Annotated in this window: 24 protein-coding genes; 5 read left to right on the top strand and 19 right to left on the bottom strand. The window is 69.4% G+C overall.

The window, feature by feature from the left end; genetic code table 11:
- The first annotated feature begins 31 nt into the window (after positions 1 to 31).
- On the top strand, positions 32 to 385 hold the full coding sequence (locus ACYVE7_RS05995; RefSeq protein ID WP_460363531.1) for a S24 family peptidase: 354 nt from the start codon (positions 32 to 34) through the stop codon (positions 383 to 385).
- On the opposite strand, the gene ACYVE7_RS05990 is transcribed toward ACYVE7_RS05995, so the two are convergent.
- Positions 343 to 873 (bottom strand): ABATE domain-containing protein, encoded by a 531-nt coding sequence (locus ACYVE7_RS05990; protein WP_460363530.1) that lies wholly within the window; start codon positions 871 to 873, stop codon positions 343 to 345. The two genes, ACYVE7_RS05995 and ACYVE7_RS05990, sit on opposite strands and share 43 nt — an antisense overlap.
- 145 nt (positions 874 to 1,018) lie before the next feature.
- Between ACYVE7_RS05990 and ACYVE7_RS05985 the strand changes: the two genes are divergently transcribed.
- Positions 1,019 to 1,990 (top strand): right-handed parallel beta-helix repeat-containing protein, encoded by a 972-nt coding sequence (locus tag ACYVE7_RS05985; RefSeq protein ID WP_460363529.1) that lies wholly within the window; start codon positions 1,019 to 1,021, stop codon positions 1,988 to 1,990.
- A 14-nt stretch (positions 1,991 to 2,004) separates the two neighbouring features.
- Here the strand turns inward: ACYVE7_RS05985 and ACYVE7_RS05980 are convergent, their stop codons facing one another.
- The 5 genes from ACYVE7_RS05980 to ACYVE7_RS05960 form a co-directional block, all read right to left on the bottom strand.
- Positions 2,005 to 2,967 carry a zinc-binding dehydrogenase gene (locus ACYVE7_RS05980; RefSeq protein WP_460363528.1) on the bottom strand — a complete coding sequence of 321 codons (963 nt, stop codon included), beginning with the start codon at positions 2,965 to 2,967 and terminating at the stop codon, positions 2,005 to 2,007.
- 213 nt (positions 2,968 to 3,180) lie between these two features.
- Complete coding sequence (locus tag ACYVE7_RS05975) at positions 3,181 to 4,389, bottom strand: NAD(P)-dependent malic enzyme (protein ID WP_460363527.1); 1,209 nt, start codon at positions 4,387 to 4,389, stop codon at positions 3,181 to 3,183.
- 158 nt (positions 4,390 to 4,547) lie between these two features.
- Positions 4,548 to 5,123 carry a PadR family transcriptional regulator gene (locus ACYVE7_RS05970; protein WP_460363526.1) on the bottom strand — a complete coding sequence of 192 codons (576 nt, stop codon included), beginning with the start codon at positions 5,121 to 5,123 and terminating at the stop codon, positions 4,548 to 4,550.
- Positions 5,124 to 5,156: 33 nt separating this feature from the next.
- On the bottom strand, positions 5,157 to 5,330 hold the full coding sequence (locus tag ACYVE7_RS05965; protein WP_460363525.1) for a DUF6104 family protein: 174 nt from the start codon (positions 5,328 to 5,330) through the stop codon (positions 5,157 to 5,159).
- A gap of 116 nt (positions 5,331 to 5,446) precedes the next feature.
- Entirely contained in the window at positions 5,447 to 9,109 is a 3,663-nt protein-coding gene (locus ACYVE7_RS05960; RefSeq protein ID WP_460363524.1) for a multifunctional oxoglutarate decarboxylase/oxoglutarate dehydrogenase thiamine pyrophosphate-binding subunit/dihydrolipoyllysine-residue succinyltransferase subunit, read from the bottom strand.
- A gap of 146 nt (positions 9,110 to 9,255) precedes the next feature.
- On the opposite strand from ACYVE7_RS05960, the gene ACYVE7_RS05955 reads away from it, so the two are divergent.
- Positions 9,256 to 9,912: a DedA family protein gene (locus tag ACYVE7_RS05955; protein ID WP_460363523.1), complete on the top strand. Its 657-nt coding sequence runs from the start codon at positions 9,256 to 9,258 to the stop codon at positions 9,910 to 9,912.
- A 9-nt stretch (positions 9,913 to 9,921) separates the two neighbouring features.
- On the opposite strand, the gene ACYVE7_RS05950 is transcribed toward ACYVE7_RS05955, so the two are convergent.
- On the bottom strand, positions 9,922 to 10,971 hold the full coding sequence (locus tag ACYVE7_RS05950) for an NAD(P)H-dependent amine dehydrogenase family protein (protein ID WP_460363522.1): 1,050 nt from the start codon (positions 10,969 to 10,971) through the stop codon (positions 9,922 to 9,924).
- A 205-nt stretch (positions 10,972 to 11,176) separates the two neighbouring features.
- Here ACYVE7_RS05950 and ACYVE7_RS05945 point away from each other — a divergent pair, with 205 nt between their 5' ends.
- Positions 11,177 to 12,076, top strand: a complete 900-nt coding sequence (locus ACYVE7_RS05945; protein WP_460363521.1) for an SDR family oxidoreductase — start codon at positions 11,177 to 11,179, stop codon at positions 12,074 to 12,076.
- A gap of 43 nt (positions 12,077 to 12,119) precedes the next feature.
- Here the strand turns inward: ACYVE7_RS05945 and ACYVE7_RS05940 are convergent, their stop codons facing one another.
- From ACYVE7_RS05940 to ACYVE7_RS05920, 5 genes are all read right to left on the bottom strand, one after another.
- Positions 12,120 to 12,311, bottom strand: coding sequence for a hypothetical protein (locus ACYVE7_RS05940; protein ID WP_460363520.1), 192 nt, complete (start codon positions 12,309 to 12,311; stop codon positions 12,120 to 12,122).
- 237 nt (positions 12,312 to 12,548) lie between these two features.
- Complete coding sequence (locus ACYVE7_RS05935) at positions 12,549 to 14,090, bottom strand: endonuclease/exonuclease/phosphatase family protein (RefSeq protein ID WP_460363519.1); 1,542 nt, start codon at positions 14,088 to 14,090, stop codon at positions 12,549 to 12,551.
- A 75-nt stretch (positions 14,091 to 14,165) separates the two neighbouring features.
- Positions 14,166 to 15,251 carry an alcohol dehydrogenase catalytic domain-containing protein gene (locus ACYVE7_RS05930; RefSeq protein WP_460363518.1) on the bottom strand — a complete coding sequence of 362 codons (1,086 nt, stop codon included), beginning with the start codon at positions 15,249 to 15,251 and terminating at the stop codon, positions 14,166 to 14,168.
- Positions 15,252 to 15,269: 18 nt separating this feature from the next.
- Entirely contained in the window at positions 15,270 to 15,455 is a 186-nt protein-coding gene (locus ACYVE7_RS05925) for a ferredoxin (protein WP_460363517.1), read from the bottom strand.
- A gap of 11 nt (positions 15,456 to 15,466) precedes the next feature.
- Positions 15,467 to 15,901, bottom strand: coding sequence for a pyridoxamine 5'-phosphate oxidase family protein (locus ACYVE7_RS05920; protein WP_460363516.1), 435 nt, complete (start codon positions 15,899 to 15,901; stop codon positions 15,467 to 15,469).
- A gap of 118 nt (positions 15,902 to 16,019) precedes the next feature.
- On the opposite strand from ACYVE7_RS05920, the gene ACYVE7_RS05915 reads away from it, so the two are divergent.
- The gene (locus ACYVE7_RS05915; protein ID WP_460363539.1) at positions 16,020 to 16,658 is read left to right on the top strand and encodes a class I SAM-dependent methyltransferase; all 639 of its coding nucleotides are present in this window, start codon (positions 16,020 to 16,022) and stop codon (positions 16,656 to 16,658) included.
- A gap of 216 nt (positions 16,659 to 16,874) precedes the next feature.
- Here the strand turns inward: ACYVE7_RS05915 and ACYVE7_RS05910 are convergent, their stop codons facing one another.
- From ACYVE7_RS05910 to ACYVE7_RS05880, 7 genes are all read right to left on the bottom strand, one after another.
- Positions 16,875 to 17,966, bottom strand: a complete 1,092-nt coding sequence (locus ACYVE7_RS05910; RefSeq protein ID WP_460363515.1) for a prenyltransferase/squalene oxidase repeat-containing protein — start codon at positions 17,964 to 17,966, stop codon at positions 16,875 to 16,877.
- Complete coding sequence (locus ACYVE7_RS05905; protein WP_460363538.1) at positions 17,956 to 18,678, bottom strand: class I SAM-dependent methyltransferase; 723 nt, start codon at positions 18,676 to 18,678, stop codon at positions 17,956 to 17,958. Before ACYVE7_RS05905 ends, ACYVE7_RS05910 begins: the two co-directional genes overlap by 11 nt.
- 58 nt (positions 18,679 to 18,736) lie before the next feature.
- Entirely contained in the window at positions 18,737 to 20,011 is a 1,275-nt protein-coding gene (locus ACYVE7_RS05900; RefSeq protein WP_460363514.1) for a glycosyltransferase family 4 protein, read from the bottom strand.
- A 191-nt stretch (positions 20,012 to 20,202) separates the two neighbouring features.
- Positions 20,203 to 21,441, bottom strand: a complete 1,239-nt coding sequence (locus ACYVE7_RS05895; RefSeq protein ID WP_460363513.1) for a cytochrome P450 — start codon at positions 21,439 to 21,441, stop codon at positions 20,203 to 20,205.
- A gap of 54 nt (positions 21,442 to 21,495) precedes the next feature.
- Complete coding sequence (locus ACYVE7_RS05890) at positions 21,496 to 22,371, bottom strand: SDR family NAD(P)-dependent oxidoreductase (RefSeq protein ID WP_460363512.1); 876 nt, start codon at positions 22,369 to 22,371, stop codon at positions 21,496 to 21,498.
- 144 nt (positions 22,372 to 22,515) lie between these two features.
- Entirely contained in the window at positions 22,516 to 23,490 is a 975-nt protein-coding gene (locus tag ACYVE7_RS05885; RefSeq protein WP_460363511.1) for an MBL fold metallo-hydrolase, read from the bottom strand.
- Positions 23,491 to 23,537: 47 nt separating this feature from the next.
- Positions 23,538 to 24,692: a steroid 3-ketoacyl-CoA thiolase gene (locus ACYVE7_RS05880; protein WP_460363510.1), complete on the bottom strand. Its 1,155-nt coding sequence runs from the start codon at positions 24,690 to 24,692 to the stop codon at positions 23,538 to 23,540.
- Between the last annotated feature and the right edge of the window lie 168 nt (positions 24,693 to 24,860).

Below are 24,860 nucleotides of genomic sequence, written 5' to 3'. Positions count from 1 at the left end.
GAGTGCCCCGAAACGCGTGAGGTAGGCCGCAATGATCAGACGGCTGGTCGGACGTAAGCCGCTCCGCAGGACGCCGCGGCTGCTGGTGGTGCGGGTCGAGGGGAACTCGATGCTGCCGGCGTTGCGCCCCGGTGACCGGCTCTTGGTGCGCGCCGGACGGATCCGTGACGGGGACCTGGTGGTCGCCCGCCACGGCGGGCTGCTGCTGGTGAAGCGGGCGGCGTTCCGGCAGGACGGCGGATGGTGGCTGGAGAGCGACAACCAGCGGGCGCCGGGCCGCCGCGACAGCTGGGATTTCGGCGCGGTGCCCGAGGGCGACGTCGTCGGGCGGGTCGTGTTCCGTTACTGGCCGCTCGCCAGATCCTCGCACCAGCGCGAGCAGTAGCGGCCGCCGACACCGTTCTGAACCTTGTCAGGATCGGTGTCGGAATCGTTGTAGTGAACGTTGTGGCAGCCGGTCCTGGCGCAGATCCCGAGTGCGCCGAATCCTCGTTCTCCGACGATGAGGGAGAGCCCGACGGCCGCGCCGGAGGCGTACCTGTCGACGATGCCGCCGTCGTCGTTGAGATGCAGATGCCAATGCGATCCCTCGTGGTTGGAGAGGGTCGGATGGATCGGATAGAGGATCATCAGATTGTTGAGCCGGTCGGCGGCGTTGTCGTAGTCGCCCGCGGCCGCGGCCTCGAAGATGTCCCGGAAATTGGCTCGGAGCTGCCGGAAGTTGTGGAGATCGCGGCTGAGCAGCCGTCCGGACAGGTGGGGCCGGATGGTCAGCAGTTCACGCAGCGTCTCGAGGTCTTTCAAGGAGTCCTCGGCCGGATGGTGCGTGTTGACGAGCTCGACCACCAGATCCGCGTAAGAAACGAGGTCCACGTTCGCCCCTTGCGGAGAGATCTGCTGAGAGTTTCATTTCCCCTGACGCCCAGTATTGCACGTTCCGTGGCGACCGGCCCGCATTCGATGCGTCACAGGTGAATTTCGTATGCCCTTCCTTAGACCTTGTGGGAGGATCGTGCGCATGTCTGCCACCTCCCGTTTCGCCGTTGTCGGATTGGCCGCCGCCCTGGTCAGCGGGGTTCTCGCCGCTGCTCCCGCCTCTGCCGCCGTCCAGGTCCGCGACGCGGGTCAGCTCTCCAAGGCGCTCCGCAACGCCAAGCCCGGCACCACGATCCGGATCGCGAAGGGCACCTACAACGGAACGTTCCGGCTGCGCGCCAAGGGCACCAAGGCCAAGCCGATCACGATCATCGGGGCCAAGGGCGCGGTGCTGCGGGGCGAGCGGGCCAAGAAGGGCAAGGTGCTGCAGCTCGAGCAGGCCGCCTGGGTGAAGATCAGCGGGATCACGGTGACCAACGCCCAGAAGGGCATCCTGATCGACCGCTCCCACCACATCCTGCTCGACCATGTGACGGTCCACGGCACCGGCAACGAGGCCGTGCACTTCCGCACCAACACCACCGACAGCGTGATCCGGTACTCGCGGATCTACAACACGGGCGTGGTCAAGCCGAAGTTCGGCGAGGGCGTCTACATCGGCAGCGCCGTCAGCAACCGGAAGAACGACAAGAGCGACCGGAACTCGGTGCACCACAACACGTTCGGGCCGAACGTCCGCGCCGAGGCGATCGACGTCAAAGAGTACAGCTCCAACGGCCGGATCTACGACAACACGTTCGACGGCCGGGGTCTGAGCGGCGCCAACTTCGCCGACTCCTGGATCGACGTCAAGGGCAACCGCTACCTGATCCGGAACAACAAGGGCAGGAACACCCTGGCCGACGGGATGCAGGTCCACCAGGTCGTCCCGGGCTGGGGCTGCTTCAACGTGTTCCGCGGCAACGTCCTCGACCTGCGCGGCGCGAAGGGCGATGAGGGCAAGGCGTACGGGATCTCCGCGCCGAACCTGCCGCAGGGCTGCCCGGTGACCGTGCACGCCGACAACAAGGTGATCGGCGGCACGGCCCTGACCAACGTCGCGGTCACCCCGTAGCGCTCGGGTAAGACTCAGACCGTAAAGACGATCTTGCCGAAGTGGTCGCCGCCGTGCAGGGCGGCGAACCCGGCGCGCGCCTCGGTGAGCGGAAGGGTCTCCGCGATCCGGGGCCGCAGCCCCGTGGTGTCCAGGAACTGGGCGAGCCGGACGAGCTGGTCGCGGGTGCCCATGGTGGAGCCGACCACTTCGAGCTGCAGGAAGAACACCCGGGTCAGCTCCGCGGGGGGAGCGTCGCCGCTGGTCGCGCCCGAGATGACGATCCGGCCGCCGGGCCGCAGCGCCTTCACCGAGTGCGCCCAGGTGGCCTGGCCGACGGTCTCCATCACGGCGTCGACCCGGGCGGGCAGCCGCGCGCCGGTCTCGAACACGGCGTTCGCACCCAGCTCCAGGGCGCGCTTGCGTTTGGTCTCCGAGCGGCTGGTCGCCCAGATCCGGTAGCCGGCGGCCGAACCGAGCGCGATCAGCGCGGTCGCGACGCCGCCGCCCGCACCCTGCACGAGGACGGTGCCGCCCGGCTCCACACCGGACTTCTCGAACAGCATCCGGTAGGCGGTCAGCCACGCCGTCGGCAGGCAGGCCGCCTCGGCGAACGACAGCGACGCCGGCTTGGCGACGAGGTTGCGCCGCGGGACGACGACCTTCTCGGCGAACGTGCCGTCGTACTTCTCCGACAGGAGGGAGCGCTTGGGGTCGAGGGTCTCGTCGCCGTTGACGGGCTGCCCGATCACGGCGTGGACGATCACCTCGTTGCCGTCCTCGTCGAGCCCGGCGGCGTCGCAGCCGAGGATCAGCGGCAGTTGCTCGGCCCGCACTCCGACCCCTTTCAGGGTCCACAGGTCGTGGTGGTTGAGCGCGGCCGCCTTCACGGTGACCGTCGCCCACCCTTCGGGCGCGACCGGCTCGGGACGCTCACCCAGCGCGAGCCCGTTCAGCGGATCCACGGCGTCAAAGCTCTCAGCAGTCACAGCGAACATGGCTGCACCCTAGCCGTCCCCGCAGGACGGCGAAGGCCCGCCCCTCCTGGTTCACAGGAGCGGCGGGCCGTCAGGGATCGCAGTGGAACGGGCCGTGCGAGCCCGGCCGGGGACCAGGGTCACTGATCCGCCGGACCGCGGTCGACGCGGCGCCGCCCGTCCCGGCCGGGACGGTGAGGCGGGCGAGCCCCACCGTCACGGCGACGGGTCTTGTCAGGCCCGGTTCACGCCTTCGGCGCGGGCCTGGGCCGAGACGGCCGCGATGACCGCGGGCGCGACTCGGGGGTCGAACGGAGAGGGGATGATGAACGACTCGTTCAGTTCCGCGTCGGTGACGACCGCGGCGAGCGCGTCGGCCGCCGCCACCTTCATGCCCTCGGTGATGCTGTGGGCGCGGACGTCGAAGGCGCCCTTGAAGATGCCGGGGAAGGCCAGCACGTTGTTGATCTGGTTGGGGAAGTCGCTCCGGCCGGTGGCGACGACCCGGGCGTGGCGGGCGGCCACCTCCGGGTGGACCTCCGGGGTCGGGTTCGACAGGGCGAAGACGATCGCGTCGTCGGCCATGGTCGCGATCGCCGACTCCTGGACGGTGGAGCCGGACAGGCCGATGAAGAAGTCCGCGCCGCGCAGCGCCTCCTCGGTCGAGCCGGTGAGGCCCGCCTTGTTGGTGTCGGCGGCGAGGGCCTGCTTGACGGGGTTGAGGCCGTCACGGCCCGCGTAGATGAGGCCCTTGGAGTCGGAGCAGGCGATGTCGCCGACCCCGGCGTTGAGCAGGATGCGGCAGACGGCGACGCCGGAGGCGCCGGCGCCGGCGATGACGCCGCGCATCTGCGAGAGCGGCTTGCCGATGAGCTTGGCGGCGTTCTTGAGCGCGGCCAGGCTGACGATCGCGGTGCCGTGCTGGTCGTCGTGGAAGACCGGGATGTCCAGGGCCTCGCGCAGGCGGTCCTCGATCTCGAAGCAGCGGGGTGCGCTGATGTCCTCGAGGTTGATGCCGCCGAACGAGGGGGCCATCCGGATGACGGTCTCGACGATCTCGTCGACGTCGGTCGTGGCCAGGGCGATGGGCACGGAGTCGACGTTCGCGAACTCCTTGAACAGGAGCGACTTGCCTTCCATGACGGGCATGGAGGCGGCCGGGCCGATGTCACCGAGGCCGAGGACGGCGGTGCCGTCCGTGACGACCGCGACGACCCTCGACGTCCAGGTGTACTTGTGGGCGAGCTCGGGGTCGTCAGCGATCGCGGTGCAGACGCGCGCCACGCCAGGGGTATAGGCGAGGGACAGGTCGTCGGCGTTGCGGACCGGGATCGTGGAACGGACTTCGAGCTTGCCGCCGACGTGGAGAGCGAACGCCGGGTCGTCGTCGAGATTGGGCGATTCGAGGTTGGCAGGAGAGAGAGATTCGGGCTGAACAGCCACAGCGACCCCACAGGAAGTGTTTTGGATTCGGGCAGACGCCACGCTGGACACCCGAGATTCGGTGGGGGGTGTCTGAGTGGTCGCCTCTCGACATACGGGGGTCACCCGTTCAGCGATTGTGCCACATCACCCGCCCGGGCCAAAACGGGGGTGGTGTGTCACTCGTGTCCGGTTCGCCGTCGAACGCTCTCCAACGCCTTGTCCAGCGTACTTTTCATGCCTTGGAGGTCGGTGTCGGAAAGTTCGGTGTCCCCCACCGCATTCTTCACGTCCAGACAGAACCCGCGCAGTAGATCATCCAGACCGCTACCGGCCGGGCCCCAGGATTTCCTGGGGTCGCGCCGGCCCTGCCCGTTGCGGAGCGCGGCGCTCAGGTCCTCGCGCATCGACCGGACGGTGGCCCGCACGTCCTCCTTGACGCCCCGCGCGAACTGCTGGGCCGTCGCGGTGATCTCCTCTTCGAGCTGGGCGAGCTCGTCGAACCGTTTCTCGATCTCGGCGCGGCCCTTGTCGGTGATCGAGTAGACCTTCTTGCCCTGGAGCACCTCGTGGGTGACGAGGCCCTCCTCCTCCAGCCGGGCCAGCCGCGGGTAGATGGTGCCGGGGGAGGGGGAGTAGATGCCGAGGAACCTGTCCTGGAGCAGCCGGATGACCTCGTACCCGTGGCGGGGGCTCTCCTCCAGCAGTTTCAGGAGGTAGAGGCGCAGACGGCCATGGGCGAACACCGGACTCACGCGGACGTCCTCCGATCGGTGGGTTCAGCCACTCTATTCGTCGTCGTCGAGGCGGGCCAGCCAGGTGGCGAGCCGTTCGACGGGGGTCTCGAACTCGGGGTTGAGGTCGACGAACTCGCGGAGCCGCTCACCGATCCAGGTGACGGAGACCACCTCCTCGCCGCGCCGGTCGACGAGCTCTTCGATGCCTCGGTCGGTGAAGTACACCGGTTGCTCCTTCCAGGGGACGCCGCTACGGGGAAGGCCCCCTCCCGCCGGAGCGGGAAGGGGCCGTCGCATCGGGCCGGGAACGGGTTCCCGTGATGCGGATCAGACTGCCGGAATCAGACTGCGGGGAACAGCTTGCCGATCATCGCTTCCTGCTCGGCCTGGTGCATCTTGATCGAGCCGACCGCGGGGCTGGAGGAGGCGGGGCGGGACACCAGGCCCAGCTTCCGCCCGTCCAGGTAGTGCGGCAGGACGAGGGCGAAGAAGGGCCAGGCGCCCATGTTCTTCGGCTCGTCCTGGACGAAGGTGATCTCGACGTCGGGCGAGTACTTCGCCAGCTCGGCCTTGATCTCGTCGATCGGGGTCGGGTAGAGGCGCTCCACCCGGATGACGGCGGTGTCGTCGGCGCCGGCCTTGTCACGGGCGGCGGCGACGTCGTAGTAGATCTTGCCGGTGGTGAAGACCACCCGCTTGACCTTGGCCGCGTCGACCTTCGGGTCCGGGATGACCGGCTGGAAGGAACCCTCGACGAACTCGCTCGCCGGGGAGGTCGCGGCCTTGGAGCGCAGCAGCGACTTCGGCGTGAACACCACCAGCGGCTTCTCGCGGCCCGACAGCGCCTGCCAGCGCAGCAGGTGGAAGTAGTTCGCGGGGGTCGTCGGGTAGACGACGGTCATGTTGTCCTGGGCGCAGAGCTGGAGGTAGCGCTCGATCCGGGCCGAGGAGTGGTCCGGGCCCTGGCCCTCGTAGCCGTGCGGCAGGAGCAGCGTGACCGAGGACCGCTGGCCCCACTTCTGCTCGCCGGAGGAGATGAACTCGTCCACGATCGACTGGGCGCCGTTGGCGAAGTCACCGAACTGCGCCTCCCACATGACCAGCGCGTCGGGCCGGGTGAGGGAGTAGCCGTACTCGAAGCCCATCGCCGCGAACTCGCTGAGCAGCGAGTCGTGGACGTAGAACTTCGTGGTGCCGGAGAAGAACTCCTGGAGCGGCGTGTGGGTCTCGCCGGTCTTGCGGTCGACGAGCACCGCGTGGCGCTGGCCGAACGTGCCGCGGCGGGAGTCCTGGCCGACGAGCCGGACGGGGTGGTCGTCGATGAGCAGCGACCCGAAGGCCAGCAGCTCGCCGGTCGCCCAGTCGATGGAGTCCTCGTCGATCATCTTCACGCGCCGGTCGAGGACCGGCTGGAGCCGCGGGTGGACCTGGAAGCCCTCGGGCAGCGACACCTGGGTGCCGATGATCCGCTTGACGGTCTCCAGCGGGATCGCCGAACCGGCGGCCGCATGGTCGATCGGGATGCGGTCGGGGTCGGCGGGCCGGACCACGGCGCCGGACACCTGCGGGGCCTTGACGGCCTCGCGTACCTCGGTGAAGGCCCGCTCGAGCTGCTGCTGGTAGTCCTGCAGCGCCTGCTCGGCCTCTTCGACGGTGATGTCGCCGCGGCCGATCAGGGCCTCGGTGTACAGCTTGCGGACCGAGCGCTTGGCGTCGATCAGGTCGTACATCAGCGGCTGGGTGAACGAGGGGTTGTCGGCCTCGTTGTGGCCCCGGCGCCGGTAGCAGACCAGGTCGATGACGACGTCCTTCTTGAACGTCTGCCGGTACTCGAACGCCAGCCGCGCGACCCGGGCGCACGCCTCGGGGTCGTCGCCGTTGACGTGGAAGATCGGCGCCTGGATCATCCGCGCGACGTCGGTGCAGTACACCGAGGAGCGCGAGTACTCCGGGGCCGTGGTGAACCCGACCTGGTTGTTGACGACCAGGTGGATGGTGCCGCCGACGCGGTAGCCGCGCAGCTGCGACAGGTTCAGGGTCTCCGCGACGACGCCCTGGCCGGCGAAGGCCGCGTCACCGTGGATGAGGACCGGCATCACGGAGAAGCCGCCCTCGGACTTGTCGAGCATGTCCTGCTTGGCGCGGACGACGCCCTCGGCGACCGGGTTGACGGCCTCCAGGTGGGAGGGGTTCGCGGTCAGCGAGGTCTTGATCTTGCTGCCGTCCCAGGCGATGAAGTCCCCGGCTGCGCCGAGGTGGTACTTCACGTCGCCGGAGCCCTGCGCGGAGCGCGGGTCGAGGTTGCCCTCGAACTCGCCGAAGATCTGCGAGTAGGACTTGCCGACGATGTTCGCCAGGACGTTCAGCCGGCCGCGGTGGGCCATGCCGATGACGACCTCTTCGAGGTCGTCGCGGGCCGCGGCGCTGATCACCGAGTCGAGCAGCGGGATCAGGGATTCGCCGCCCTCCAGGGAGAACCGCTTCTGCCCGACGAACTTGGTCTGCAGGAAGGTCTCGAACGCCTCGGCCGAGTTGAGCCGGCGCAGGATGTGGAGCTGCTCCTCGCGGGACGGCGCCTCGAAGGGACGCTCGATCCGCTCCTGGATCCAGGAGCGCTCTTCGACGTCCTGGATGTGCATGTACTCGATGCCGACGGTGCGGCAGTAGGAGTTGCGCAGGACGCCGAGGATGTCGCGGAGGGTCATGAACGGCTTGCCGCCGAACCCGCCGGTCGCGAACTCGCGCTCGAGATCCCACAGCGTCAGCCCGTGCTGGAGGATGTCCAGGTCGGGGTGGCGGCGCTGCTTGTACTCGAGCGGGTCGGTGTCGGCCATGAGGTGGCCGCGCACGCGGTAGGCGTGGATCAGCTCGTGGACGCGCGCGATCTTCGCGATGTCGTTCTCGTGCGACGCGGCGATGTCCTGGACCCAGCGGACCGGCTCGTAGGGGATCCGCAGCGACTCGAAGATCTCGTCGTAGAAGCCGTCCTCGCCGAGGAGGAGCTGGTGGATCCGGCGCAGGAAGTCGCCCGACTGGGCGCCCTGGATGATCCGGTGGTCGTAGGTCGACGTGATCGTCATGATCTTGGAGATGGCCGACCGGGCCAGGGTCTCCTCGGAGGCGCCCGCGTACTGCGCGGGGTACTCCATCGCGCCGACGCCGATGATCGTGCCCTGCCCGGGCATGAGCCGCGGCACGGAGTGGACCGTGCCGATGGTGCCCGGGTTGGTCAGGCTGATCGTGGTGCCGGTGAAGTCGTCGATCGTCAGCTTGTTGGCGCGAGCCTTGCGGACGACCTCCTCGTAGGCGGCCCAGAACTGGCGGAAGTCGAGAGTCTCGGCGGACTTGATCGACGGGACCACGAGCTGGCGGTTGCCGTCGGACTTCTTGATGTCGATCGCGAGACCGAAGTTGACGTGCTCGGGCCGCACCAGGGTGGGCTTGCCGTCGACCTCGGTGTAGTAGGCGTTCATCTCGGGCATCGCCCGGAGCGCCTTCACGATCGCGTAACCGATCAGATGGGTGAAGGAGACCTTGCCGCCACGACCCCGCTTGAGGTGATTGTTGATCACAATGCGGTTGTCGATCAGCAGCTTCGCCGGAACGGCCCGCACGCTTGTGGCGGTGGGGACGTTCAGGCTCAGTTCCATGTTGGTGACCGTCTTGGCGGCCACGCCCCTCAACTTCACCTCTTCGGCCCCGGCGGACACCGGTGCCGGGGCGGCGGCGGGCTTGACCGCCACGGCCTTCGGCGCGGCGGCCGCGGCGGGGGCGGAGGCTCTGGCCTCAGCCGGCGCCGAGGGCGTCGGGGGCGCCGCCGGAGCGGTGCCGTTCAACGGCTGAGCAGGCTTCGAACCCGGCTGGTAGTCAGCAAAAAAGCTCCACCAGGCCTTGTCGACCGTCTCAGGGTCTTCCAAGTACTTCTGGTAGAGCTCATCGACCAACCACTCGTTGGCACCGAAGTCACTCAGATCGGCAGGTGTGTGCGACGACTCGCTCGACACGGCGGAGATCGCCCTCTTCCGCAGCTCGCAGGTGGGTGTTTAAACGCCACTAAGGCTACTCGCATGTGGCACTCGTCGGGGCATGTGCGCACGACCCGTGGGTCACACCAGGGGGCACAGCGCTCCAGGGTGCCTAACATGGGCTCGTGCTGGACACCTTCAACGATCTCGTGAGAGATCTTCCGACGCCCCTGATCTACACGGTGATCGCCGCCCTGGTCTTCGCGGAGGCCGCGCTGTTCTTCGGTTTCGTCTTCCCCGGCGAGACCGCGATCATCGTGGGCGGGCTGATGGCCTCCCAGGGCCACATCAACCTCGTCCTGCTGCTGGTGATCGCGATCGTCGCGGCGATCGTCGGCGACTCGGTCGGCTACGAGATCGGCAAGCGGTACGGGCCGCGGCTCCTGGACACCAGGGCGGTCCGCAAACACGCCTCGAAGGTGGCGGGCGCGCAGGACATGATCCGCAGGCGCGGGGCGTTCGCGGTCGTGATCGGCCGGTTCACCGCGCTGCTGCGGGCGCTGATGCCCGCGCTCGCCGGCAGCTCGGGCATCCCCTACAAGAAGTTCCTGGTCTTCAACGCGCTCGGCGGGGTCATCTGGGTGCTGATCTTCACCCTGGGCGGTTTCTACCTGGGCGAGGCCGTCGAGCACTTCGCGAAGCTGGCCGGGCGGGCCATCACCGGGATCGTGGTCGCGGTGGGGATCACGGCTTTCGTCGTCTACTCGGTCCGCAAGCACCGGCAGAGCCACGAGCCGGTCGAGCCCGCCGAACCGGCCGTGGCGCCGGCGTCCGCCGAGTAGCGGACGCCTCTAGCGTCCGCCGATCCGGCCCGTGATCAAGGGCAGGGTCAGGGCGGTCTGGATGCCCGGCGGGGCGTCGCAGACCGCGGGGATCGAGTTCAGGGCGTGGGCGGCGGCCGCCGACAGGACGTTGGTGATCCAGTCGTCGTCCGCCGACATCGCCAGCGACGGCAGTCCCTGGATGCGCAGCGCGTAGCCGGGGTCGTGCCAGTCGGGGATGGCCGAGGCGTCGGCCTTGTGGATGGTCTCCAGGGTGATGAACGGCTGGCCCGCCAGGCGGCCGGTGAAGGTCCAGCGGGCGCCCGCGACGGTGCCCTGCGGGATCAGCCCGGCCGCCACCGGAAGGTCGGCGGGGGCCAGCACCAGCTCGTGCTGGAGGTCGATCTCGTCGAGGGTCGCGCCGAGCCCGGCGGCCAGCAGATGGAGGCTGTCGCCGTAGGTGGCCCGCATGATCGCCCGCGCCGACGGCAGGGCCTCGGCGTACTTGTCGGGGCGGTGGCCGAAGCGGAGCATGTCGTGGACGAAGCCGCGCGAGGGATGGCCCGCGACGTCGAAGCACTCCCGGACGTACAGGTGGTCCACCCGGCGGGTGAGCGCCGACAGGATCAGCGGCAGCTTCTCGCCCATGAAACCGGGGCTGATCCCGGTGCCGTGCACGGACGTCCCGCCCTGCGCGCAGGCGTCCTGGAGCGCCGCCACGAACTCAGGGCCGTGCGCGTAGGGGTAGACGAACCCGGTCAGCGCGATGACGTTCTTGCCCGACGCGAGCAGCGAGCAGACCGTCTTCAGGTCGTCGTTGCCGTGGATCGCGCCGGTCAGCGGCGCGTAGATCACGCAGTCGGCGTCCAGGGCGAGGATCTCGCTCTCGTCGGCGGTCGCGTCGACCCCGACGGGCGGACGTCCGGCGATCAGCCCGGCGTCCATCCCGATCTTCGCCGGGTCGTAGACGCGGACCCCGGCGATCTCGAACTCGGGGCGTTCCAGCAGGCCGCGCAGGACGCTGCGGCCCAGCGCGCCGCTGGCCCACTGGATGACGCGCAGTGGTCGGCTCGAGTTCATCGGTGCATCCTCCCGAGGGGGGTGGGCGGAGAGTTCCGGGGACCTTACCCCGGGGCCACAACGGCGATATCGGGAATGCCGGAACAGGACGGGTTCGTCTACGGAGGGGGGCGGTATTAGAGCGGGGTTCGGTTTCGTGCTACCCATGGGTACTCACCTGATGGTTAGCTGGGCGTGCAGAGCCTGATTAAGGAGTCGGAACAAGATGTCTGAACTGCGCTATGACGGTCGCGTCGCCATCGTGACCGGGGCCGGCCACGGCCTGGGCCGCCAGCACGCCCTGGAGCTCGCCTCCCGCGGCGCGAAGGTCGTCGTCAACGACCTCGGCGGCAACGTCGACGGCACCGGCGCCTCCGCCGGGCCCGCCCAGGACGTCGTCGAGGAGATCGTCAAGAACGGCGGCGAGGCCGTCGCCAACGGCGGGAACGTGGCGACCGAAGAGGGCGCCGCCTCGATCGTCCAGTCGGCCGTCGACGCCTTCGGCAAGGTCGACATCGTCATCAACAACGCGGGCATCCTGCGCGACAAGTCGTTCAAGAACATGACGGTCGCCGAGTGGGACGCCGTCATCGCCGTCCACCTGCGCGGCGCCTACCTGGTCTCGCAGGCCGCCTGGCCGATCCTGCGCGAGCAGAACTACGGCCGCATCGTCAACACGTCCTCGCCGTCCGGCCTGTTCGGCAACTTCGGCCAGGCCAACTACTCCTCGGCCAAGATGGGCCTGGTCGGGCTGACCAAGACCCTGTCGATCGAGGGGGCCAAGAACAACATCAAGGTCAACGCGATCGCGCCGATCGCCGCCACCCGGATGACCGAGGAACTGTTCCCGGCCGACCTGCTGGCCAAGCTGGGCGTCGAGCAGGTCACCCCGCTGGTGGCGTTCCTCGCCCACGAGGACGTCGCCGACTCCGGCCAGACCTTCACCGTCGGCGGCGGCCGGATCGCCAAGGTCTTCGTCGCCGAAGGCCCCGGCTACAACAGCCCCGGCGTGCTGTCGGTCGAGGACGTCAAGGCCCACTGGGACGAGATCACCGCCCAGGACCCCTACGGCGTCCACGCCAACATCGGCGAGCAGACCCTCGCCTTCCTCTCGGCGATCCAGTAGCGGCCCCGCCCGCCGGGACGGCCGCACCGTCCCGGCGGGAGCGCTAGCCCTTGATGTGGAGGTCCACGCCGAGCAGGACCAGGAACCACAGGAAGATCGCCAGCAGGGCGCTGGCGGTGCGCCGGAGCAGGTCCTCGTTGAGGTAGCCCTTGTCCCAGGCGACGAAGATCCCGACGATGACATAGATGACCCAGACCAGGTGGAAGCCCGACCGCTGATATCCGTAACGCGCCATTTCCGCGTCTCCTTCCGTCGTTGTCGGGCCCTTGATCCCCGACTCCGGAAGGTGGATGCGCGCGACTTGATCAGGACGGCTGGAAATCCGGCATAACGGACGGCCGGAAAAGGATCTGTAACGGCGCGCTCACACAGGGCGATGGACGGGCGAGAGACCGCCGACCCGAAACGCGGTGGGTCCCGGGAGGCAGGTCTCGGACGGGGCGGGCCCGCAGCGCTGCGGGCCCGTACCCGGTCAGCGGCCGGGCGCCGCGGCCTTCAGCCGGACGATCGCCGGATCCGCGCCGCCGTGCGACCACGCGAAATCGGCGTTCCACCGGACATAGGCGAAATCGGCGGCGCGCGCCGCGGTCCGCTTCGGGACCAGGATCCGGTCCGTCGCCGAACGGACCCCCGCGACGACCTTGCTGTACCGCTGGTCCTTCGGCAGCCGCGCGCCGAGATCCTCCAGGCCCGGCACGGGGATCGTGTCGTTGAACTCGCCCGCCACGACCACCAGGGTCCGCGGATCGTCGATCGAGGCCACGAACTCGCCGACCCTGGCCGCCTGCTGCTTACGGCGCGGCGCGCCCGAACCGTCCGGCGGGCCGTCGGCCGTCCAATGGTTGTTGACCACGATCAGCCGGGTGCCCGACCAGGAGAACTGGGCGGCCAGCGGCTTGCGGGTGGCGAGCCACGCCGGATCGCCGGGGGACAGGCGGCCGGGGCTGAACGTCAGATCGCCCGCGGGGCCGACCTCGGTGGCCTCGTCCGCGCCGCCCGGACGGTCGGCCAGGTCGAGGCCGCGGTCGGTGCGGAACAGGAAACCGACCCTCGGGTTGCCGCCCGGCTCGCCGCCGTCCGCGTCGTCACGCGGATCGACCGCCCGCCAGTCGTAGTCGGGGCCGCCCACCGTGGAGATCTCGTCGATGAGCTGGGCGATGGTCTGGTCGTCGGAGACCGTGCCGTCCTGGTCGGGACCGCTGTTGTCCTGGACGCCCTGGAGCAGCACCAGATCCGGCGCGGCGAGCCCGTTGACGATCTCGTCGGCGAGCGCCGCGAACCGGCCGGGATCGTCCGACGGGTCGAGGTTGCGGGTGCTCACGGTAGCGACCGCCAGCTCGTCGGGACGGGCCGGCCTGGTCGCCTTCGGGGTGACGGGGCCCGGCACGACCCGCGGCGACGACGCCAGCAGCAGCCGGCCGCCGTCCAGGACGCCCGTCTGGCCGCCGAACAGGGTGTCGCCGGTGTTCATCGGATCGACCCCGACCAGGGTGATCCCGGGCCCGACCACGACGGTGCCCTCGTCGTCGCTGGGGCCGAGCGCGACCGAGCTGCCGACCGTCACCCGCATCCCCTCGCGGGACTCCGGGTCCTCGCCGGTGTAGGGGACCGGTTCGGGCAGGGGCGCGCCGTGCGTCATGGCCTGCACGGAGCTGGCGGTGAACTCGGTCCTGCCGTCGCGTTCGGCGACGGTGCCGCGGACGAGCGTCAGATCGCCGACCTCGGTAGGCGGGTCGGCCGGGGAGGAAATACGGACGAAGATGCCTTCGGAGGTCTTCGGGTCGTCGTCGGGAAGGGCGCTCTGCGCCCAGAAACCGTCGTCGGAGCCCTGGGTGACGATCACCGAGAGGTCGGCGACGGCGCCTAGCATCGGCGAGACCGCGCCCGTCCCCTGGATCTGCGCGACGCTCAGGCTGAACCCCTGCGACGGCTCGGGACGGGCCCAGGCGATGCTCGCGGGCAGGGCGGCGAGCACGGCGAGCGCCGCCGTGATCCGCTTCGCACCGCGCCGCATTGCCGGGCCCTCCTGATCTACCGGAATGTGGCTCTATCTCACCATAGAAAAGAGGATGCCCCGTGAGCCGGCCGGTTACTCCATCAGGACGACCTGCCGGATGACGTCGCCCGCGTGCAGGGCGTCCACGGCGTCGTTGAGGTCCTCGAACCGGATCCGGCGGGAGATCAGCCCCTCCAGGTCCAGCTTCCCGGCCCGCCACAGGTCGACGAAGACCGGGATGTCGCGGCCGAGGTCGCAGCCCCCGTACAGCGACGCCTTGACCGACTTGCCCTCGAACAGCAGCGAGAAGGCGTTCATCTCCCAGGTGTCGTCGACGGCGCCCGCGCCGACCACGATGACGTCGCCGCCGCGCCGGGTGACCTGCCAGGCCGTCTGGATGGCCGAGGAGCGTCCGACGACCTCGAAGGCGTAGTCGAAACCGCCGCCGGTGAGCAGCGCCGTGGTCTCCGCGAAATTCTCCAGGGTGGCGGTGTGGGTGGCGCCGAACCGCCTGGCGATCTCGTGCTTGCCCTCGTTGGGGTCGATCGCCAGGATCGTCGAGGCGCCCGCGATCCGCGCGCCCTGGATCACCGAGAGGCCGACCCCGCCCGCGCCGACCACCGCGACCCTCGACCCCGGCGCGACCTTCGCGGTGTTGAACACCGCGCCCACACCCGTCGGGATGCCGCAGCCGAGCAGCGCGGCGTAGTCGAACGGCACATCCTCGGGGATCTTGATGGCGGACTGCCAGGGCAGCACCAGCTCGTCCGCCCAGGTGCCCGCCCCGGCCATGCCGAACGCGCCCGAGCCGTCCGGCAGGGTGAACCGGGGGACGCCGAACGCCTCCCCGATGAAGGTCATGCACAGATAGGGCTCGCCGCGGCGGCACTCGGTGCACTGGCCGCAGTCGGGACCCCAGTTGACGACCACGTGGTCGCCGACCGCCACATTGGCGACATGGGCGCCGACCTCGGTGACGATCCCCGCGCCCTCGTGGCCGAGGATCGCCGGGAGAGTGGAGGGCAGGACGCCCGTCATCACCGACAGATCGGAGTGGCAGACCCCCGTGGCCATGATCTTGATCTTGACCTGGGCGGGGCCGGTCGGGATCGTCGCGACGTCGTCCCTGAGTTCGAGCTGCTTGTCGCCGATGTTGCGCAGGACCGCGGCGCGGGCCATGGAACCTCCCTGAATTCGCTATTCCACGATGCGCAGTGCCGCTTTCGGGCAGGACCGCACGGCGTGCCTGACCTTGTCGGCCAGGTTCGCCGGGACCTCCGGGAGGAGGATGGCGAGGTTGTCGTCGTCGTCCAGATCGAAGACGTCGGGGGCGAGCCCCACGCAGACGCCGTTGGCCTCGCAGACCAGGGTGTCGACAATCACCTGCAAATCCCTCACCCTCCCAGTTTCCGGTGGTCCCAGGACGCGACCTTGGTCAGGTCGACGTAGTACGCCCAGCGCTTGGCGGCGTTGCCCTCGACGAACGGCTCCAGCGCGGCGGCGTCCGCGACGTCCGGATACATCCGCTGGACGACCGCACGGCCGACCCGGCGGATGTCCTCGGGGTCCGTCACGGCCCGCGTGGTGCCGTACAGGAGCGCGCCGCGCAGTTCGAAGTAGTCGTCGCCGAGCTCGACCAGGCAGGTGACGCGCGGATCGCGCTCCAGGTTCCTGGCCTTCTGGGAGCGCCCGTAGGTCCAGAAGGCGATCCTGTCGTCGACCATGGCGTAGAACATGGTGACCATATGTGGCGTGCCGTCGGGGTTGATCGTGCCCAACTGGAGCTTGTTCGCCCCGTGCAGAAGTTCCGACACTTCCGCTTCCGACATGCTCACCTTCGTGCGCTGAGACATCTCAGAAGTAGAACACGTTCTAGTCTGTGGGGGCAAGGGGTCCTCCCGGACGATGTTCCCCTACCGCCGGGTACGATCTCCGCTCATGACCGAAATGCCGTTGGAGCTGCGCAGGGCCGCGGAGGCCGCCAAAGGCTTCATGCCCCCCGCCGAGGGCCTCGCCCTCTACGAGACCGCGCTGACCTACGGCGCGGTCGGGCCGCTCTTGGAGGTCGGCACCTACTGCGGCAAGTCCGCCGTCTACTTCGGGGCGGCGGCCCGCGAGGCCGGAACCGTCCTGATCACGGTCGACCACCACCACGGCTCGGAGGAGAACCAGGCGGGCTGGGAGCACCACGACCCGTCCCTGGTCGACCCGACCACCGGCCGCATGGACACCCTCCCGACGTTCCGCAAGACCATCGGCAACGCGGGCCTCGAGGACGTCGTCATCGCCGTCGTCGGCACGTCGGCGACGGTCGCCCCTCTCTGGAACACGCCGCTCGGCCTGCTCTTCATCGACGGCGGCCACAGCGAGGAGTTCGCCCAGGCCGACTACACCCACTGGGCCTCCAAGATCGCCGTAGGCGGCTGCCTGGCCATCCACGACGTCTTCCCTTCCCCTGAGGACGGCGGCCAGGCCCCCTACCACGTCTACCTCCGAGCCCTGAAGTCCGGCGCCTTCACCCCCCGCCGCACCGAAGGCTCCCTCCGCATCCTCGAACGCACCGCCGCCACAGACCCCCTCACCTAGGAGCCCGCCGGGCATGATCGCCTCGAGCCGCGGCGTGTCGCCCGTTTGAGCGTCACCGAACGGGCGACACGCCGCAGCTCGGCACGATCTTGGGACGGGTGGCGGGTGGAGAGTCTGTTTTGACGCTGATGCCCTGCTGTCCGCGATCGTTGGCGGGAGCAGGGCATCAGGGAGGGCTGGGGTGGGCCGTGGTCGGGCTTCTGGCCGGGGGTTGGGTTAGGTGTGGGCGGGGATTTGGGTGCAGCCGCAGGCGGTGGGGTCGGAGGGCTTTGAGGGGCCCAGGGGGCGGCCGGCGATCTCCTTGAAGATGCGGGCGGCCGGGGTGGTGTCGGCCAGGGCGTCGGCGGCGAGGATGACGGCGGCGGCCGTGTAGGTGGAGCGGTCGCCGGGGAAGTGGCGCTGGTCGCGGAACTGCCAGCCCGTCCAGTAGGAGCCGTCCTCGTGACGGAGGAACTGGATCTTCTGGAAGACCTCGGCGGCGCGGGGGTCGCCCTGCGCGTCGAGGGCCATGACGAGTTCGCAGGTCTCCGCGCCCGTCACCCACGGCTGGTCGGAGACACAGCGGCAGCCCAGATCGTCGACCATGAACGTGTCCCACTGGGACGCGATCAGGGCGTCGGCCTGCGCACCGCGGATCGCGCCGCCCAGCACCGGGTAGTACCAGTCCATCGACCAGCGGGACTTGTCGGCGAACACCTCGGGATGCCGGGCGATCACATGGCCGAGCTGGTCGGCGGACAGCTCCCAGCCCGGCTGCGGCTCGCCCAGCCGCTCGGCCAGGGCGACCGCGCAGCGCAGCGCCTGATAGATCGACGAGCAGCCGGTGAGGAGGGTCTCCTCGCCGACACTGCCGTCCTCGTGGCGGATCCACTTGATGTCGCCGAACGGCGTCTGCAACGTCAGGACGTAGTCGATGGCGCGGCGGACCGTCGGCCACATCGACGCGACGAACGCGGTGTCGCCGGTCATCAGCAGCTCATGCCACATGCCGACCGCGATGTAGGCGGCGTGGTTGGATTCGCCGCCCGCCTCGGTGACCTCGCCCGCGATCCACTTGGCCGGCCAGGAGCCGTCCGGGCGCTGCTCGTCGCGGAGCCAGCGGTAGGCGCGGCGCGCGGGCTCGGTCAGCCCCGCGACGGTCAGCGCCATCGCGGCCTCGACATGGTTCCAGGCGTCGACGTGCCCCGGCGGGTATCCGTCGAACGCCGCGTACCAGGGGATGGCCCCCGACGGGTCCTGCTGGCGCGCGATGGAGTGCGCCGTGGCCAGGATCTGCTCCGGAGTGAGGGCGGTGACCTCAGCCCGCATAGGACGGCTTCGTCAGGTAGACGACGACGGACTTGCCGATCACCGGGTTGAGGAGCTGCTCGGCGACGCGGGTCGCGAGCGGCCGCTTCATGATGTCCCACACCAGGAGCTGGTGGTAGGCCTTCACGGCGGGGTTGTCGTTGTTCTCGATGCCGACGGCGCACTTGATCCACCAGTAGGCGGAGTGCAGGCCGTGCGCGTGGTGGTGGCCGTCGATGCGGAAGCCGATCGACTTGAGCTTGGCCTCCAGTTCGGCGCGCGTGTAGATGCGCACGTGGCCGCCGGGCGCGGTGTGGTACGCCTCGCTGAGCAGCCAGCAGATCCGCTCGGGCAGCCACGACGGGACGGTCACGGCGACCTGGCCGCCGGGCTTCAGCACCCGGAACAGTTCCCTCATCGCGAGCATGTCGTCGGGGATGTGCTCCATCACCTCAGCAGCGATGATCTTGTCGAAGGTGTCGTTCTCGAACGGCAGCTCGAGGGCGTCGCCGACGACGGTCTCCGCGGACGCGCCGGCGGGCGGCTCGCCTTCGAGCTCCATCGCGCCGAACATCTTCTGGACGCCCTTGAGCTCTTCGGCGTCCATGTCGAAGGCGGTGACGGCGGCGCCGCGGCGGTACAGCTCGAAAGCGTGCCGTCCGCCGCCGCAGCCCATGTCGAGGACGCGTTCACCCAGGCTGATGGGGAACCGCTGGAAGTCAACGGTAAGCAGAGCGGCGCTCCTCTCACAGGCGGCCGAGGCCGCGTTTGTACGGGTGGAACCTGCCGGGTCAGCGTGCGGTGGTGCGGATCGCTGCCCGGTAGTGTTCGACGGTCGCGATCGCGACCGCCTTCCAGGTGTAACGCTCCTGGACGCGCTGGTAGCCGGCCAGTCCGACGGTCGCGCGCTCCTCGGGGGAGTCGTGCAGCCGGCGGATCGCGGCGGCCAGGTCTTCGACGTCGCCCGGCTTGACGAGGACGGCGGCGTCCCCGACGACTTCGGGGAGCGCGCCCGCGGCGCTGGCGACGAGCGGGGTGCCGGACGCCATGTGCTCGACGGCCGGCAGGGAGAAGCCTTCGTACCGGGACGGGACGGCCGCGATCTCGGCGCTGGCCATCAGGTCGCCGAGGTCCTCGTCGGTCAGCCCGGACACGAACTTGACGCGGTCGCCGAGCGCGAGCTCCTTGACGAGTTTCACGGTGGGGCCGTCGTCGCGGAGTTTGGAGACCACGATCAGGTGGACGTCGCGTTCGGTGGCGACCTTCGCGACGGCGCGCAGCAGCACGTCGACGCCCTTGAGGGGGCTGTCGGCGCTGGCCATGGCGACAATCCGGCCGGGGACGCGCTCGCCGAGCGGCTGGGCGTCGGTGGCGCCGCGCGGGTGGAAGATCGCGGTGTCGACGCCGAGCGGCAGGATGTGGATGCGTTCGGGCGCGGTCCTGAAGTCCTTGGCGATGTCGCGCTTGGACGAGCTGGACACGGTGAGGATGCGGTGGCTGCGGGAGGAGACCTGCGCCTGCATCCGGACGAACCCGTACCAGCGGCGCTTGCCGAGCCGCTGCAGTCCCTTGGACGCGTCGATCTCGATCTTGCGGTCTTTGCTGATGGGGTGGTGGATGCTGGTGACGAACGGGAACAGGGCGGGGATGCCGAGGTTGCCGTAGCCGAGCACCTGGTTGTCGTGGACGACGTCGAAGTCGCCCTTGCGCTTCTTGAGTTCGCGCAGCACCCGCAGGGAGAACGTCAGCGGTTCGGGGAAGCCGCCGGTCTTCATGTGCGCGAATTCGAGGACGTCGATCCAGTCGCGGTATTCGGCGATCTTGGGCGTCCGGAAGGGGTCGTCGTCGTTGTAGAGGTCGAGACTGGGGACCTTGGTGAGGGTGATCTCGTCGCGGTCGAGTTCGGGGTAAGGCTGGCCGCTGAGGATCTCGACGCTGTGGCCGAGGTCGACGAGCTCGCGGCTGAGGTGCCGCAAGTACACGCCCTGGCCGCCGCAGTGGGGTTTGCTGCGGTAGGAAAGCAGGGCGATCCTCAACGGTGCCTGCTGTTCATCCTTTGCGCTCACGCCCACCTCATCTACTCGCGCCCTAATGGTCCCCATAGGGAATGGGTTGCCCTGACTCTAGCCTGCCCACGTTACCTGCGAGTTCGCTGGGATCCGACTTACATACTGACCTGACGGTCACTTGGTACGCCGTAAGGCGGGCACCTTGGGGCGGTGCCCGCCTTACGGCGGCGAGATTTGTGACAGAGGTCTCAACCGCGTTTGGCGGTGGGAGTGAAGCGGACCGGGATCTCCTTGAAACCGTTGACGAAATTCGACCGCAGCCGACGGGCGTCGCCCGCGAGCTCGATGTCCGGCAGCCGCTGGGCGAGCGCGTCGAACAGGACCGTCAGGTTCAGCCGGGCCAGATGGGTGCCCAGGCAGTAGTGCGGGCCGCCCGCGCCGAAACCGATGTGCGCGTTCGACTCGCGCCCCACGTCGAACACATAGGGATCGGCGTAGACGTCCTCGTCGCGGTTGCCCGAGGCGTAGAACATGACGACCTTGTCGCCTTTTCTGAGCTGCTTGCCGTTCAGCAGGGTGTCGCGGGTCACCGTCCGCCGGAAAAGGTTGATCGGGCTGGTCCAGCGGACGATCTCGTCGGCGTAGGTCCGCGCCACCGACGGGTCGTGCTTCAGCCGTTCCCACTGGTCGGGGTGGTCGAAGAACGCGAGGATGCCGCCCGCCGTCGCCGTCCGGGTGGTCTCGTTGCCCGCGATGGTCAGCATGAGGATGAAGAGGTTGAACTCCTCGTCGCTCATCACGTTGCCGTCGGCGTCCGGCTCCAGGAGCTTGGTCGCGATGTCGTCGCGGGGTTCCGCGCGGCGCGCCTCGGCGATCTCCTGCGCGAACAGGTAGATCTCCATGGCGGCGTTCTTCGCGATCTCCGGGCCGTCCTGGAGTTCGGGGTCGTCGAACCCGACGAGCTGGTTCGACTTCTCGAACAGCCAGTCCGCCTTGTCCAGCGGCGCGCCCATCAGCTCGCAGATCGTCTGCAGCGGCAGCGGCGCGGCGATCTCCCGGACGAACTCCGCCTCGCCCCGCTCGCACACCTGGTCGATCAGATTGTGCGTGATCTCCACGATGTGCTCTCTGAGCTGCCCGATCATCCGCGGGGTGAAGCCCCGGTTGACTTTCGCCCGCTGCTTGGTGTGTTTCGGCGGGTCCATGAACAGCAGGTTGTTCCGCTGCAGTTCGAGGTCCTCCTCGCCGTACTCGGTGAACATCGACGTGCGCTCGTTCGCGGAGAACAGGTCGGGGTTGCGCGAGACGAAGGTGATGTCCTCGTGCTTGGTGATCGCCCAGAATCCTTCGACGCCCTCGTGCGGATCGGCGTGCCAGTGGACGGGATCGTTCTTGCGCAGCCAGTCGAACTGCGCGAACGGGATGCCGTCCTGCTCGTAGACGTCGGGGTCGATGAGGTCGATCTTCGGGATTTCGGGCGCGCTCATGGCACTCCTCGGTGCTGCGGAGGGGAACTGCGGAGGGGTGGGAGAAAGGCGGAGCTAGTCGAAGGCGAGTGCGGCGTGGGCGGAGAAGCCGCCGGCGGGGACTTCCAGGGCCTCGGCCAGCGCGGCCGGGGTCCAGACGCCGTCGGCGCGCACGACCTGGGAGGTGGTCGGCGGCGCCATGACGGCCACGACCCCGCCGTACACCACGAAGACCTGGGCGTTGACGGAGGCGGCGGCGGGCGAGGCGAGATAGGCGACCAGCGGGGAGACGTGCTGGACGCTCAGCGGGTCGGGCCCCTCGGCGGGCGCCTCACCGAACACCCCGGCCGTCATGCCGGTGCGGGCGCGCGGGCAGATCGCGTTGACGCGCACGCCGATCCGGCCGACCGCGTGCGCGGTGGACAGGGTGAGGGCGGTGATCCCGCCCTTGGCGGCCGCGTAGTTGGGCTGGCCGGGGGAGCCGAGCAGGAACGCCTCGGACGCCGTGTTGACGATCCGTCCGTAGACGCTGCCGCCTTCGGCCTTGGCCACACCCCGCCAGTGGGCGACGGCGTGCCGGGAGGTCACGAAGTGGCCTTTGAGGTGGACGCGGACGACGGAATCCCACTCGTCCTCTGACATGTTGAAAATCATCCTGTCACGGGCGAAGCCCGCGTTGTTGACCAGGATCTCCAGCGAGCCGTAGGTGGCCAGGGCCGTCTTGACCAGGCCCTCTCCGGTGCTCCAGTCGGCGACGTCCCCGCCCAGTGTGACGGCCTCGCCGCCGGTGGCGCGGATCTCCTCGGCCGTCGCCTCCAGGGCGTCGCCGGGGAGGTCGTTCAGGACGAGCCGTGCGCCCTGCCCGGCCAGTGCCAGCGCCTCGGCCTTGCCGAGTCCCTGCGCCGCGCCGGTGACGATGGCCACCTTGCCGTCGAGGCGGGTGTCGCTCAAGGTGCTCTCCAAGATGATCTCTGGTGACCATGCGCTTGCTTGGTCACAGCCAACAATGAGACCCGAGTCTCGTCAAGGGTCTCATTGGCGGAAGTGATATGTGTCGCACTTCGCCCCGCTATCTACCCGTAGCGGAGTGTTTGACTAGCGGGTGAAGCGGATCGGATCGTCAGAGCCGTCGCGGCGGACCAGCCCCCGGTTCTCCAGGGTTCTGAGGTGCGAGGCGGTCTCCCCGACGGCCAGATGGTGGCTGATCGGGCGCATCTCGGCCCACGTGTACGACCACGGGCAGCGGCTCGCGATCTCCCAGAGGGTCGCGCCGCCGCGCGGGACGGCCTCCAGCACCTCGCCCAGCCGGGCCTCATGGTGCTCGATGATCTCCTTGGCGCGGCGGGGGATGCCCGAGAAGGCGTACTCGTGGGCGGGCAGGGCGTCGTCGATGCCGAGTTCGGCCGTCATCTGGAGGGCGTCCAGATACGCCTGGAGCGGGTCGACGTCCGGCCGGTCGTAGGGGTAGAGGCCGACATGCGGGGTGATCTCCGGCAGGAGGTGGTCACCGGTGAACAGGACGTCGCGGTCCTCGTCGTGCAGGCAGAGATGGCCAGGGGTGTGGCCCGGCGTGAGGATCGCGCGGAGCCGGCGGCCCGGCACGTCGATCAGTTCGCGGTCCTCCAGCCTGCGGTCGGGCGCGGCGGGCGCGGTCGCGGAGAACTCGGCGAGCTTGGACTGCGCGTCGGCCGGGCCGCCCGCGCGGGCGATCCAGGTAGCCATCTCCCCGCGCGGCGCCTGCCTGACCAGTTCGACCAGCTCGGCGTCGTGGCGGTGCATCGCGATCCACGCGCCGGAACGTTCCCTGACGCGCCCGGCCAGCCCGGCGTGGTCGGGATGCATGTGGGTCACCACGACCCCGTACACGTCGGTGATCGAGGTGCCGATGTCGGACAGGCCCGTCTTCAGGGCCGCCCAGGCGGCGGGATGCTCCCAGCCCGCGTCGATCAGGACCGGGCCTTTCGGGCTCTCCAGAACGTAGACCAGCGTCTTGCCCAGGGGGTTGCCCGGGATCGGGACGGGAACGCTCCACAGTCCGTCGCCATGGTTCACGAACGACTCGGCGGCCACCGGTCTCCTTCGTCTCGCTTCAGTGGTGCGGGGGCGCGCGGGAGGGGTCAGGCGCGTTCGATGATGGTGGCGGTGGAGACGGCGCCGCCGCAACACATCGTGATGAGCGCGTTGGTCCCGTCGCGGCGCTCCAGTTCGTGGAGGGCGCTGGTGATGAGGCGGGCGCCGGTCGCGCCGACGGGGTGGCCGATGGCGATCGCGCCGCCGTTGGGGTTGACCCTGTCCATGTCGGGGTCGAGCACCGACGCCCACGACAGGACGACGCTGGCGAACGCCTCGTTGATCTCGATGACGTCGAAGTCGCCGATCGCCATGCCGGAACGCTGCAGAACCCGTTCGGTCGACTGGATCGGGCCGTCCAGGTGGTAGTACGGCTCCGCGCCGACCAGCGCCTGGGTCCTGATCCGGGCGCGGGGCGTGAGGCCGAGCCGCGCCGCCTTCTCCTGCGACATGACGAGCACGGCGGACGCGCCGTCGGAGATCTGCGAGGAGTTGCCCGCGGTGTGCGCCAGCCCCATGACGGGCTTGAGGTTCGCCAGCCCGTCGAGGGTGGTCTCGCGCAGGCCCTGGTCGCGGGTGACGGTCAGGGTCTCGCCGGTCGCGTTGCCCTCCTTGTCGACCTGGGGGGCGTCGATCGGGACGATCTCGCGGTCGTAGCGGCCGTCGGCCCACGCCTTGGCGGCGAGCTGCTGGGAGCGGAGGCCGAACGCGTCGAGGTCGGCGCGGGTCAGGCCGCGGCGCTCGGCGATCCGGTGGGCGGCCTCGAACTGGTTCGGCATGTCGATGGACCAGTCGGCGGGCCGCGGGTTGGCGGGCAGCACGTTCGAGCCGAGGGGGGCGCGGCTCATGGTCTCGACCCCGCAGCCGATCGCGACGTCCACCACTCCGGCCTCGACCAGCGCGGCCGCCAGGTGCACGGACTGCTGGGCCGAACCGCACTGCGCGTCGACGGTCGTCACACCCGTCTGCCAGGGCAGGCCCGCGTACAGCCACGCGTACCGGCCGAGGTGGCCGCCCTGCTCGCCGGCCTGGGTGACGCACCCTGCGAACACCTGCCCGACCTCGCCGGGGTCGATTCCGGCCCGCTCCACCAGCGCCTTCAGGGTGTGTCCGAGCAGGGCCTGCGCCTTGAGTCCCGCGAGCCAGCCGCCCCGCTTGCCCTGCGCGGTGCGCACGGCCTCCACGATCACCGGGCTTCCCATACCGACCTCCTAGAACGAGATTCCAATCGAGACTGTAACGCGTTCTACTTTCGTCGGGAAGTCCGGCCCTCCTGGATCAGTCCGGCTGAACCGGTTCTAGGCCGTGTCTTATGGATCTTGTCCGTAGCGAGCGGCGGTCAGGTGCGTGCCTCGGGGGTGCGGAGGAGG

Source organism: Actinocorallia lasiicapitis, from assembly GCF_054778695.1.
The sequence above is the reverse complement of the archived record's forward strand: the minus strand, read 5'-3'. Positions and strand labels throughout refer to the sequence as shown.